At 64.5% G+C, this 11,830-nt stretch carries 11 protein-coding genes; 6 read left to right on the forward strand and 5 right to left on the reverse strand.

Annotated elements, in window-relative coordinates:
• Nucleotides 1-21: 21 nt before the first annotated feature.
• Together AC1D75_RS17965 and AC1D75_RS17970 are read left to right on the forward strand one after the other, a co-directional pair.
• Nucleotides 22-666 carry a DJ-1/PfpI family protein gene (locus AC1D75_RS17965; RefSeq protein ID WP_495516662.1) on the forward strand — a complete coding sequence of 215 codons (645 nt, stop codon included), beginning with the start codon at nt 22-24 and terminating at the stop codon, nt 664-666.
• Nucleotides 663-1,112 (forward strand): MarR family winged helix-turn-helix transcriptional regulator, encoded by a 450-nt coding sequence (locus tag AC1D75_RS17970; RefSeq protein WP_495516663.1) that lies wholly within the window; start codon nt 663-665, stop codon nt 1,110-1,112. Before AC1D75_RS17965 ends, AC1D75_RS17970 begins: the two co-directional genes overlap by 4 nt.
• A 7-nt stretch (nt 1,113-1,119) precedes the next feature.
• On the opposite strand, the gene AC1D75_RS17975 is transcribed toward AC1D75_RS17970, so the two are convergent.
• Nucleotides 1,120-2,058: a hydrogen peroxide-inducible genes activator gene (locus AC1D75_RS17975; RefSeq protein ID WP_495516664.1), complete on the reverse strand. Its 939-nt coding sequence runs from the start codon at nt 2,056-2,058 to the stop codon at nt 1,120-1,122.
• 96 nt (nt 2,059-2,154) lie between these two features.
• Here AC1D75_RS17975 and AC1D75_RS17980 point away from each other — a divergent pair, with 96 nt between their 5' ends.
• Nucleotides 2,155-2,742, forward strand: coding sequence for a peroxiredoxin (locus AC1D75_RS17980; RefSeq protein WP_482139226.1), 588 nt, complete (start codon nt 2,155-2,157; stop codon nt 2,740-2,742).
• A gap of 26 nt (nt 2,743-2,768) precedes the next feature.
• On the forward strand, nt 2,769-3,299 hold the full coding sequence (locus AC1D75_RS17985) for an alkyl hydroperoxide reductase (protein WP_482139225.1): 531 nt from the start codon (nt 2,769-2,771) through the stop codon (nt 3,297-3,299).
• A gap of 87 nt (nt 3,300-3,386) precedes the next feature.
• Here AC1D75_RS17985 and AC1D75_RS17990 read toward each other — a convergent pair whose 3' ends face one another.
• Nucleotides 3,387-4,625: an aminotransferase family protein gene (locus AC1D75_RS17990; protein WP_495516665.1), complete on the reverse strand. Its 1,239-nt coding sequence runs from the start codon at nt 4,623-4,625 to the stop codon at nt 3,387-3,389.
• 67 nt (nt 4,626-4,692) lie between these two features.
• Between AC1D75_RS17990 and hrpA the strand changes: the two genes are divergently transcribed.
• A complete protein-coding gene (gene hrpA / locus AC1D75_RS17995) occupies nt 4,693-8,580 on the forward strand; it encodes an ATP-dependent RNA helicase HrpA (protein ID WP_495516666.1) in 3,888 nt (1,295 codons plus the stop codon).
• Between the two features lie 5 nt (nt 8,581-8,585).
• On the opposite strand, the gene nrdR is transcribed toward hrpA, so the two are convergent.
• Nucleotides 8,586-9,035: a transcriptional regulator NrdR gene (gene nrdR, locus AC1D75_RS18000; protein WP_495516667.1), complete on the reverse strand. Its 450-nt coding sequence runs from the start codon at nt 9,033-9,035 to the stop codon at nt 8,586-8,588.
• A 90-nt stretch (nt 9,036-9,125) separates the two neighbouring features.
• A complete protein-coding gene (locus AC1D75_RS18005) occupies nt 9,126-9,632 on the reverse strand; it encodes a LysM peptidoglycan-binding domain-containing protein (protein ID WP_495516668.1) in 507 nt (168 codons plus the stop codon).
• Nucleotides 9,633-9,823: 191 nt separating this feature from the next.
• Here AC1D75_RS18005 and lexA point away from each other — a divergent pair, with 191 nt between their 5' ends.
• Nucleotides 9,824-10,543, forward strand: a complete 720-nt coding sequence (lexA, locus tag AC1D75_RS18010; RefSeq protein WP_495516669.1) for a transcriptional repressor LexA — start codon at nt 9,824-9,826, stop codon at nt 10,541-10,543.
• Nucleotides 10,544-10,645: 102 nt separating this feature from the next.
• Here lexA and AC1D75_RS18015 read toward each other — a convergent pair whose 3' ends face one another.
• A complete protein-coding gene (locus AC1D75_RS18015) occupies nt 10,646-11,788 on the reverse strand; it encodes an acyl-CoA dehydrogenase family protein (protein WP_495516670.1) in 1,143 nt (380 codons plus the stop codon).
• Nucleotides 11,789-11,830 lie beyond the last annotated feature (42 nt).

Consider the following 11,830-nt stretch of genomic DNA (forward strand, 5'->3'; position numbering starts at 1 on the left):
TCATAGTGACAGCATGTTGTCATGACCACATCATCAGTTGAGCCTCGCACCGTCCACCTCGCCGTCTACGACACCCTCGCCGACTGGGAAGCCGGTCACGCCGTTGCGCACATCAACAACCCCGAGTATCAGATCCGCCCCGGCTCCTACCAGGTCCGCACGGTCGGGCCGACCACCGAGCCGATCGTCACCGCCGGTGGACTACGCATCGTTCCCGACCTGACACTCGCCGACCTCGACCCGGCGGCGAGCGCAATGCTGATCCTGCCCGGCGCCTCGGCGTACCTGAGCGGTGAATTGACCGAGTTCATCGACACCGCCCGCAAATTCCTCGACGCGGGCGTACCCGTGGCCGGTATCTGCGGAGCGACGGTCGCGATGGCCCAGGCCGGACTCCTCGACGACCGGCAACATACGAGCAACGCCGCAGAAGCGCTGGCCTGGACCGGCTACGCGGGCGCCGACCGCTATGTCGATGCACCGGCCGTCACGGACCGCAGCGGCCCGGGGCACCTGATCACCGCGGCCGCAATGCATCCGGTGCCCTTCGCCCGTGAGATCTTCGCCGAACTCGACCTCTACTCCCCGCAGACCCTTGCCGCCTGGGTCAAGTTGTACAGCGGCGACCCGGCCGGTTATCACGACCTGATGGCCGCAACCGCATGAGCGACCCGCAGTCATTGCTCAGCGACTCCGCCCTCACCGCGTTCCGGCTCAACGGTCAATTCCTGGCGGTTGCCGAAGCGCTGGCCACGCCGGCCGGACTCACGGCCACCCGATGGCAGGTACTGGGAGCCGTTCTGCCCGAACCACTGTCGGTCTCGGACATCGCCCGCGTCATGGGAATCACCCGGCAAAGTGTGCAGCGGACCGCGGACCTGCTCGCCGAAGCCGGCCTTGTCGCCTATCGCAGCAACCCCGCACATCGGCGAGCCAAGCTCGTCGAGGTGACCGCCGAAGGCCGCGAGGCCGTCCGGGGCATCGATCCGCAGCATGCCGAACTCGCGTTTCGACTCAACGGAATTCTGGGCACGCAGCGCTGGAGCGAGATCGTGGCCGGTCTCCACGAATTGTCGACGGCGCTCGAATCCCTGGACGCGCCGCCGGATTGACGAGACCTCAGACCGGCCGCGCGGCACCATTACCCGATCCGACGATGGCGGCCGTGATCACCTGGGCCAGTTGGCGGTACTCGACCTCGCGTCCGCTGGTGGCCCGCATGACCAGTCCGATCCGACGACCGGGTCGCGGCCGGGTGAAGCTGGCGATGGCCAGAGCCCCACGCGCAGTTTCGGTCTGAACCGCGGTCTGCGGGATGAGCGTCACGCCCAGACCTCCCTCGACACATTGCACCGCGGTGGCCAGGGACGCCGCCCGGGTGGGTCCGACGTCGGGACGGACACCCGCGAGCCGGCAGACCTCCAGTGCCTGATCGCGAAGACAGTGCCCCTCATCGAGCAGCAGCAGCGGCAAATCGGCCAGCGCGGCCGGATCCACTCGGCTACGTCCGGCCAGCGCGTGACCGGGCGGCAGCGCCAGAACAAAGTCTTCGTCGTACATAGGCACCTCGATCATGCCGGTGGCGTCTGCGGGCAATGCCAGGATCGCCGCGTCGATCGAATTGCGGCGCAACGCATCCAGCAAACGACTGGTCTGATCCTCGACCACCCGCAGCGTCAGGTCCGGGAGCTCACTCGCCAGATTGCGCAGGATGCCCGGTAACACATACGGTGCCACCGTCGGAATCAGGCCCAAACGCAAGGTGCCCGACAACGGTCGCGCGACGCCACCGGCGGCAGCGGTGAACATATCCACCGCTTCGATTGCCGCAGCTGCCCGCGCCAACAATGCATCGCCCTCACTAGTCAAGAAGACACGCCGGGTCGATCGTTCGACCAGCCTCAATCCCAACCCCGATTCCAACGCCGCCAGGGCCTGCGAGAGCGAGGGTTGACTCACTCCTAAACTCTCTGCGGCAGAACCAAAATGGCGTTTATCAGCGATGGCCGCGAACGCCTTCAGCCCGGCGATCGTCGGTTGATAAGTTTGATCGGTCATGCCTATCACTATAGTGCTACTCATCACGTATCATTCTCAGTGGATTCAGGGCAGTATTAGTCACGCTGCTTTAACAGACCCCTAAGGAGAGCATTCATGCCATTGCTGACAATTGGTGATCAATTCCCCGCTTACAACCTGACGGCCGTCATCGGCGGTGACCTCTCCAAGGTCGACGCCAAGCAGCCCGACGACTACTTCACCACCGTCACCAGCGACGACTACGCGGGCAAGTGGCGGATTGTTTTCTTCTGGCCCAAGGACTTCACCTTCGTGTGCCCCACCGAGATCGCCGCTTTCGGCAAGCTCAGCGAAGAATTCGCCGATCGCGACGCCCAGGTTCTCGGCGCGTCCGTCGACAACGAGTTCGTGCACTTCCAGTGGCGCGCACAGCACGACGACCTGAAGACCCTTCCGTTCCCGATGCTTTCGGACCTCAAGCGTGAACTCGCCGAGGCCACCGGCGTTTTGAACGCCGACGGCGTCGCGGACCGCGCAACCTTCATCGTCGACCCGAACAATGAGGTCCAGTTCGTCTCGGTCACCGCAGGTTCGGTCGGCCGCAACGTCGACGAGGTCCTCCGTGTTCTCGACGCACTGCAGTCCGATGAGCTGTGCGCCTGCAACTGGAAGAAGGGCGATCCCACCATCGACGCCGGCGAACTGCTGACCGCCAGCGTCTGATCGCCTGCTCGTAGAAGGAAATACAGATGAGCATTGATAATCTGAAAGAAGCACTGCCGGAGTACGCGAAGGATCTCAAGCTCAACCTGGGTTCCATCGCACGCACCACCGTCCTCAAGGACGAGCAGCTGTGGGGCACTTTGCTGTCCACCGCGGCAGCGAGCAAGAACGCGACCGTCCTCAAGGAGATCGCCGACGAAGCAGCCGACAATCTGTCGGCGGAGGCGTACAACGCCGCCCTGGGCGCTGCATCGATCATGGGTATGAACAATGTGTTCTACCGTGGCCGTGGGTTCCTGGATGGCAAGTACGACGACCTTCGTCCGGGACTGCGGATGAACATCATCGGCAACCCCGGCGTCGAGAAGGCCAACTTCGAGTTGTGGTCCTTCGCGGTGTCGTCGATCAATGGCTGCGGCCACTGCGTCGCCGCCCACGAGAACACCCTGCGCGAAGACGGCGTCGAGCGTGAGGCGATTCTCGAATCGCTGAAGGTCGCGTCGATCATCGCCGGTGTTGCAGCAGCACTGAGTACTGCCGAGGTACTTGTCGGATAGCGAAAACCTCGCTGCCGCAGGCACTGACGTAACAAAAAGAGCAGGGACCCTTAACCGGGTCCCTGCTCTTTTGATGTTCTGCTCTCGCTACGTCAGCGCATCGGCCATCCGCTGGACCATCTCACTGACCTGAGCACTGGTCATCACGAAGGCAGGCGAGATCTGCAGGGCGCCTTGCCCGGCCGCCCGCCCACTGACGCCATGGCGGCGTAGCGCACCGATGACTGCGGGTGCCGTCGACGGATCGGTGAGTTGCACTGCGGCAACCGCGCCGAGGCCACTGCGGATCTCGCTGACTGCAGGCAGATCCGCCAACGGCGCCAGCGCGACGTGCAGATCCGATTCGAGCCGTGCGGCCTCTTCGATCAGACCCTCGGATTCGATGATGTCGAGGTTGGCCATCGCCGCCGCCGCCGCGCCCGCGTGTCCGCCATAGGTGTACCCGTGACGCCACCACACGCCGCCGCCGTAAAATGGCTCGGCGATCTTCGGGGCTATGAACAGCGCGCCCATCGGAACATAACCCGAGGTCAAACCCTTTGCGGTGGTGATCATGTCGGGCTCGAGCCCGAACCGGCTCGAAGCGAACCAGGATCCACCGATCCGGCCGAATCCGGTGACGACCTCGTCGACCACGAACAGCACGTCGTGGTCGCGGCAGATCTGCCGGACTTCGGCCAGATAACCCTCGGGCGGCAGGTAGATGCCGCCGGCGCCGATGATCGGCTCGACGAAGAACGCGGCGATGTTGTCGGCGCCGATCCGTTCGATCAGGCCCAGCAGGCTCTTGGCGTCATCCCAGTCGACGGTTGCCGCGTCGGACATCAGCTCGCCGTAGTTCTCGCGGTTCGGCGGCAGGCCCGAGAGCGCGGTGCCCCCGACATGCATGCCGTGGTAGGCCTTGGTCCGGCCGACAACGATCTTCTTGTCCGGCTTGCCCATTTCGTGCCAGTACCGGCGAGCGAGTTTCACCGCCGAATCGACCGAGTCGCTGCCACCCGAGGTGAAGAACACCTTGCTCCCCGGGATCGGGGCGATCGCCGAGAGCCGATCGGCCAGTGCGACGGTCACATCGGAGGTGATGTCGCCGAACCCGGAGTAGTGCGCCAACGTACTGAGCTGACGGGCGACGGCGTCCGCAATCGCGGTCCGCCCGTGTCCGACGTTGGTGAACCACAGGCCGGCCGTGGAATCGATGTACTTGTTTCCGGCGGCGTCCCAGATGTAGGCGCCCTCACCCTTGGCAACAACAAATGGTCCCGAGGCACTCACGGCGCCCATGTCGGCAAACCCGTGCCAGAGACCGGTAGAAGAGGAAGCAGTCATGGGGTACATCATGCCTGTCCAGGTGGCGAGACGATGCCGGGACTCCGGCGACTACCATTGAAGCGATATGTCGACCGCCCCCGATCAGCCCAGCAGGCCCGCCGCGTCCGGGCAGCCCACCACATCGGGGCAGCGCCGACGCCGCGGACGTCCATCGTCCACCAAATCCGGCTCGACCAGAACTGGTTCGCGCACACCCGCAGGCCCCGGCCCCGAGGAACTCGAGCGGCGTCGCGCGCTGGTCCCGGTGCTCAAATATCCACCGGAACTCCCGGTGTCGGCGGCGCGTGCCGAGATCGCCGCGGCGATCGAAGCGCATCAGGTTGTGGTTGTCGCCGGTGAGACCGGATCGGGCAAGACGACACAGCTCCCGAAGATCTGCCTGGAGCTCGGCCGCGGAGTCGCGGGAAAGATCGGCCACACACAGCCACGACGGCTCGCGGCCCGGTCTGTCGCCGAACGCATCGCCGAAGAAACCGGCACCGAACTCGGCGGAGTGGTCGGCTATTCCGTCCGGTTCACCGACAAGGCATCACGCGACACCCTGGTGAAGGTGATGACCGACGGCATCCTTCTGCGCGAACTCTCCCAGGACCGCATGCTGCGTGACTACGACACGCTGATCATCGACGAGGCCCACGAACGCAGCCTCAACATCGACTTCATCCTGGGATATCTCAAACAGCTGCTCCCCCGGCGTCCCGACCTGAAAGTCATCATCACCTCGGCGACCATCGAGCCCGGTCGCTTTGCCGATCACTTCGCCACCGAAGATCGTCCCGTCCCCGTCATCGAGGTGTCCGGGCGCACCTATCCGGTGGAGATCCGTTACCGGCCACTTGTTGTCGAAGACGAGGACGAAGCCGATCTCGATCAACTGCAGGCGATCGGCGCCGCAGTGGACGAACTGTTCGCCGAGGGTCCCGGAGACATCCTGGTGTTCCTGCCCACCGAACGCGAGATCACCGATACCGCGGCATCACTGAAACACCTCGAAGTGCGGGGCGTAGAGGTGATCCCGCTGTTCGCACGTCTGTCGGCCGCTGATCAGCACCGCGTGTTCGCCTCTCACAAGGGCAGACGAATCGTGTTGTCCACCAACGTTGCCGAGACTTCGCTGACCGTGCCGGGCATCCACTACGTGATCGACGCCGGAACCGCTCGCATGTCACGGTATTCGACCCGCACCAAGGTTCAGCGCCTGCCGATCGAGCCGATCTCGCAGGCCAGTGCCCGCCAGCGCGCCGGTCGTTGTGGTCGTGTGGCCGCCGGTGTCTGCATCCGCCTCTACAGCGAAGACGACTTCCTCAGCAGACCCGAATACACCGAGCCCGAGATCCTGCGGACCAATCTGGCCGCGGTGATCCTGAACATGACCTCGCTCGGCCTCGGCGATGTGGGCAAATTCCCGTTTGTCCAGCCGCCCGATCCCAAGGCGATCCGCGACGGACAACAACTTCTCGACGAACTCGGCGCGCTCGTCCCGGCCACCCCCGACAACCCGGTACGGCGGCTGACCCCGATCGGCCGATCGCTGGCGCGGATCCCGGTGGACCCGAGATTGGCTCGCATGCTGGTCGAGGCCGACAAGCAGGGTGTCCTGGGTCCGATGCTGGTACTCACTGCTGCCCTGTCGCTGCCCGACGTCCGGGAACGGCCCGCCGAACACCGGCAGGCTGCAGACGAGTCGCACCGCAGGTTCGCCGCCGACGGTTCCGAATTCCTCACCCTCCTCAATTTGTGGACGTATCTCGAGGACACGCGAAAAGAGCTGTCCTCGAGCCAGTTCCGCAAACGCATGCGCCGCGAGTTCCTGCACGGACTACGCATCCGCGAGTGGCGTGATCTGCACTCGCAACTCGTCCGGATCGCCCGGGATCTGGGCTGGACCGTCCCTGCGGACTTCGAGACGCCCGAATCCGATTCCGCCGCAGCGGTCGCTGTCCACCAATCGATCCTGTCGGGTCTGCTGAGTCAGATCGGCGTCCGCGAAGGGGAATCCAGAGAGTTCCTCGGGGCGCGCGGGACGAAGTTCATGATCTTCCCCGGCTCACATCTGTCGAACAAACCGCCTCGGTTCGTGATGGCGGCCGAGATCGTCGAGACGTCCCGCCTGTGGGCCAGGACCGTCGCCCGCATCGAACCCGAATGGGCCGAGCGACTGGCCGGCGATCTGGTCAAACGCCAGTACAGCGAACCACATTGGTCGAGCAAACACTCTGCGGCGATGGCCTACGAAAGGGTCACGCTCTACGGCGTTCCCCTGGTCACCAAACGCCGGGTGAACTTTGGATCCATCGACCCCGAGGCGGCCCGCGAGCTGTTCATCCGCAGCGCCCTCGTCGAAGGAGACTGGCGCACCCAGCATCCTTTCTTCCATCGCAACCGGGCGATGCTCGAAGATGCCGAGGAGTCGGTCCACCGCGTCCGGCGGACCGATGTCGTGGTCGACGACGACACCCTGTTCGCGCACTACGACCGCCACGTGGGTCAAGAGGTGGTCTCGGGCAGGCACTTCGACACCTGGTGGAAAGCCGCACGCAAGAAAGACCCGAACCTCCTCGATCTCGATCCCGCAGACGTCGTTGCCGGCGATCCGGCCGGTTTCCCGGATACCTGGCGTCAGGCTGATGCCACCTACGATCTGCGGTACCGCTTCGAGCCCGGCACCGAGGACGACGGCGTCAGTGTGCTGATTCCGCTGCCCCTGCTGACGCGGGCCCGACCTTCGGGCTTCGACTGGCTGGTCCCCGGAATGCGCACCGAACTCGTCACCGAATTGATCCGCACACTGCCGAAAACCCTTCGGCGCGAGATCGGTCCGGCACCGGATCTGGCCTCACAGATCCTTGATGCGGTGACACCGCGTGCCAAGCCCCTGACGTCCGCCGTCGCCGCCGAACTCACCCGCCTCACCGGCGTGCGGATCGCAGCCGCCGACCTGAGGCCGACCGCGCTGCCCGACCACCTGCGAATGACCTTCGTGGCCCTGGCCCCGGACGGTCAGGAGTTGGGCCACTCCAAATCGTTGACAGAGCTCCAGGACCGACTCGGCGGCAAGGCTCGCGCGGCTCTAGAGAAGGAGGCCGCGACCGAGTCGACGCCGGTGGCAACCACCTGGACAGACAAGACGTTCGGAACCATCGCGCGCTCGGTCCGCAACACCGTTGCCGGACAGGAGATCACGAGCTACCCGGCTTTGGTGCCCCGCAAAGGCGGCTTCACCGTTGCCCCGATGTCGACCGAGTCCGAGCAGCGCAGCGCGATGTACAACGCCCTGATCGGACTGCTTCTCAATGATGTGCCGGGCCTACGTCAGAACGCGACTTCTGCACTCGGGACCGCGGAGCGGCTGGCACTGAGCCAAAGCCCTTACCCCAGCGGTGAGGCATTGCTCACCGATTGCGTGCGGGCGGCGGTGATCGACCTGGTTCCCCCGCAGCCGGAGGTCTGGACCGCTGCCGACTACGCCGCGCTGAAAGGCCATGTCGCCGGGCAGGTCACGAGTCGGGCCACCACCAAATTGCGCCAAGCCGCGGCGATCTTGACCCGGGTGGCTCCGCTGCGTACCGCCATCGCGGCCAGCACGGTGACTGACGCTGCCGACGACGTGCGCGATCAACTCGCGGATCTTGTCTTCGACGGGTTCATCTCGGCCACCGGTGGCGAACACCTCCCCGAGATCCCGCGGTATCTGGATGCTGCCCTGGCCCGGCTGGAACAGCTGCCGGCCTCCGCTTCTCGGGACGCCGCGTCGATGGCAGCCATCGATCGCGTGGTGGCCGCATGGACAGACCATCTGCAGATGATCCCGCCGCAGCGGCGCGATGCGGTCAGCGAGGCCGCGGGCTGGATTGTCGAGGAATTGCGCGTCGGACTGTTTGCTCAACAGCTCCGAACCGCTTACCCGATCTCAGAAAAACGTGCCATCAAGGCGATCCGCGACTTGCGGTAGTGGCGCTAAGGCTTGCTCGACCGGAGGTCGTCGATTTCTTTCTGGAAATCATCCACCGAGTCGAATGACCGGTAGACGGAGGCGAATCGCAGGTATGCGACCTCATCGAGATCGCGAAGCGGGCCGAGGATAGCCAGACCGACCTCATTGGCCGGCACTTCCGCCGAGCCTGATGCCCGCACCGCTTCTTCCACCTGCTGCGCGAGATGCTGCAATTTGTCGTCGTCGACCGAACGGCCCTGGCAGGCCCGGCGGACGCCGCGCATGACCTTCTCACGACTGAACGGTTCAGTGACGCCCGTTCGCTTGACCACCGAGAGCACCGCGGTCTCCACCGTGGTGAAACGGCGTGCACACTGCGAACAGGCGCGGCGGCGACGGATGGCCTGACCCTCGTCCGCCACCCGCGAATCGATTACGCGGGTGTCCTCGTTCTTGCAAAACGGGCAATGCATGCACGATTCCTCGACGGTCGACGGCCTGGGCGGAGTGACCAGACACTGTGACTCCGAGGATACCGTCCGCGATCGCGGCCCCTCCACGGTCTACCTCGCGTAGACGGGGGTGACCAATGCCTGACCCACCGACAGTGCCGAGTTGTTCATGGCGTTGAGTTCCATGATCTTCGCAACCACGGCTTCGGTCGGCATCTCGGGTGCGATGCGGGAGGCGATGGCGCCCAACGACTCCCCCGATTGGACCCGGACGACCTCGGTTCCGACGCGGGCCGGATCGGCGGACTGTTGCATGACGCCGCCGAAGAAGGTCATGAACGCCACCACGAGCATCAGACCGACGCCGGTGACCGACGCAGCCGCCCAGGCGCGTCTGCGGGCGAAGACCATCTCGCGAGCGGTCGGTATCCGCCGCTCGGAATTACGCGAATCGGCACACGAGACGGCGACCCGGCGCTGCGCAGGCAGACGGCGACCGGCCGGGCGTGATGTGTCCGCGGGCCGTACCGGGCGCGTGGTGCGCGGGGCGGTACCGCTCTCGGAGTGGTGAACAGGCCGAGCTGTGGCCGGCCGGATGATGGTGGTGGCTGCAGTCATGGGGTTCAGTCCTCGATCATCGGTTTCGATCTCTATTCGATCACTCGTTCGATTGAAAGAGTGTTCGATTTGTACCACGGGCCTCCGACAAAGCGCCACGCCTGATCGAACAAATGTTTGAGACTTGTGACCATTTGCACTATCTTTGTCGACATGGACCCCGCCCGATACCGCATGAACTGGAGGACCTGATGGCCGATACAACCCAGCCCCCGACACCGGCGGACGGGGCCGCGACCACTGTTGTCGCCACCGAACCACTCGCCGAGGGCTCACTGACCCCCCGTCAGAAAGCAGTTCTCGAGGTCATCCGTACCTCGGTTCGCGAGCGCGGCTACCCGCCGAGCATCCGGGAGATCGGTGACGCCGTCGGTCTGACCTCAACGTCGTCGGTCGCCCACCAGCTCCGCACGCTCGAACGCAAGGGTTTCCTGCAGCGCGAGAACAACCGGCCTCGAGCGGTGAACATCCAGGACACCGACCTGAACCCGGCCACAGCGGCCGGGCAGGTTCAGACACCGGACGAATCCCTGCCGACACCGACGTTCGTCCCGGTCCTCGGCCGGATCGCGGCCGGCGGTCCGATCCTCGCCGAAGAAGCCGTCGAAGACGTCTTCCCGCTCCCCAAAGAGCTGGTCGGTGAAGGTTCACTGTTCCTGCTCAGGGTCGTCGGTGAATCGATGATCGACGCCGCGATCTGCGACGGTGACTGGGTGGTCGTACGCCAGCAGAATGTTGCCGACAACGGCGACATCGTTGCGGCGATGATCGACGGCGACGCCACGATCAAGACATTCAAGCGCACCAAGGACGCCGTGTGGCTGATGCCGCACAACCCGGTGTTCGATCCCATCCCGGGCAACGATGCCGTCATCCTGGGCAAGGTCGTCACAGTGATGCGCCGACTCTGAGCTCCGAGTCGTAGGCAGATCACTCTCAGAGCGATCAAAGGCGGGGTGTACCGGGATATCCCGGTACACCCCGCCTTTCGAGTTCAGGGGATCACGAAGTGATCAGACCCCGAGACTGCGTCCGATCACTTCCTTCATGATCTCGGTCGTGCCGCCGTAGATGGTCTGCACGCGAGAGTCGAGGAACGCCTTGGCGACCGAGTATTCACGCATGTATCCGTATCCGCCGTGCAGCTGCAGACACCGGTCGACCAGGTGCACCTGGTTCTCGGTGGCGTAATACTTGGCCATTGCGGCGTCCGGGACGGTCAGCTTCTTCTCGTTCAGCAGACCGATGCAGTGATCGACGAAGACACGCGTCGTCGTGGTCGAGGTGGCCAGTTCGGCCAGCAGGAACCGGGTGTTCTGGAAGTTTCCGATCGAGCGACCGAAGGCCTTGCGGTCCTTGGCGTACTGAACGGTGGTCTCCAGCACCTGCTCCATCGCCGCCGCGGCGACCACTGCGATCGACAGGCGTTCGCGGGGCAGGTTCTGCATCAGGTAGATGAAGCCGAGGCCTTCTTCACCGAGCAGGTTCTCGGCGGGCACGCGGACGTTGTCGAAGCTCAGTTCGGCTGTGTCCTGCGCCTTCATGCCGACCTTGTCGAGGTTGCGGCCGCGCTCGAAACCCTTCATGCCACGCTCGACGACCAGCAGGCTGAATCCCTTCGCGCCTGCCTCGGGGTCGGTGCGCGCGACCACGATCACCAGGTCGGCGTTGATGCCGTTGGTGATGAACGTCTTCGATCCGTTGAGCACCCAGTGGTCGCCGTCTTTCTTGGCGTTGGTCTTGATGCCCTGCAGATCCGAACCGGTTCCGGGCTCGGTCATGGCGATGGCGGTGATGAGCTCACCGGAGGTGAATCCCGGAAGCCAACGCGCCTTCTGCTCATCGTTGGTCAGCTCCAGCAGGTACGGCGCGATGACGTCGTTGTGCAGGGTGAATCCCAGGCCGCTGAACCCGCCCCGTGCGGACTCCTCGGAGACGATGGCCTGGTAGCGGAAGTCGTCGACTCCGCCGCCGCCGAACTCTTCGGGTGCGTCCACGGCCAGGAAGCCGTTCTTACCTGCTTCGATCCACACATCGCGATCGACGATGTTCTGCTCTTCCCAGCGGGCGTGGTGCGGCGCCACATGCTGTTCGAGGAAGCTTCGGTACGAATCGCGGTAGAGGAGGTGTTCAGGCTCGAAAATCGTACGTTCCATCAAGGTCTCCATAACGAGGTGTCAAAACGCGGATGTGCCAGT

Source organism: Williamsia sp. Y712, from assembly GCF_059445525.1.

What these genes read in the sequence shown, in the direction of transcription:
- AC1D75_RS17965 (WP_495516662.1), top strand. Translation starts at nt 22, where the DNA reads ATGACCACATCATCAGTTGAGCCTCGCACCGTCCACCTCGCCGTCTAC.
- AC1D75_RS17970 (WP_495516663.1), top strand. Translation starts at nt 663, where the DNA reads ATGAGCGACCCGCAGTCATTGCTCAGCGACTCCGCCCTCACCGCGTTC.
- AC1D75_RS17975 (WP_495516664.1), bottom strand. Translation starts at nt 2,058, where the DNA reads ATGACCGATCAAACTTATCAACCGACGATCGCCGGGCTGAAGGCGTTC.
- AC1D75_RS17980 (WP_482139226.1), top strand. Translation starts at nt 2,155, where the DNA reads ATGCCATTGCTGACAATTGGTGATCAATTCCCCGCTTACAACCTGACG.
- AC1D75_RS17985 (WP_482139225.1), top strand. Translation starts at nt 2,769, where the DNA reads ATGAGCATTGATAATCTGAAAGAAGCACTGCCGGAGTACGCGAAGGAT.
- AC1D75_RS17990 (WP_495516665.1), bottom strand. Translation starts at nt 4,625, where the DNA reads ATGACTGCTTCCTCTTCTACCGGTCTCTGGCACGGGTTTGCCGACATG.
- hrpA (WP_495516666.1), top strand. Translation starts at nt 4,693, where the DNA reads ATGTCGACCGCCCCCGATCAGCCCAGCAGGCCCGCCGCGTCCGGGCAG.
- nrdR (WP_495516667.1), bottom strand. Translation starts at nt 9,035, where the DNA reads ATGCATTGCCCGTTTTGCAAGAACGAGGACACCCGCGTAATCGATTCG.
- AC1D75_RS18005 (WP_495516668.1), bottom strand. Translation starts at nt 9,632, where the DNA reads ATGACTGCAGCCACCACCATCATCCGGCCGGCCACAGCTCGGCCTGTT.
- lexA (WP_495516669.1), top strand. Translation starts at nt 9,824, where the DNA reads ATGGCCGATACAACCCAGCCCCCGACACCGGCGGACGGGGCCGCGACC.
- AC1D75_RS18015 (WP_495516670.1), bottom strand. Translation starts at nt 11,788, where the DNA reads ATGGAACGTACGATTTTCGAGCCTGAACACCTCCTCTACCGCGATTCG.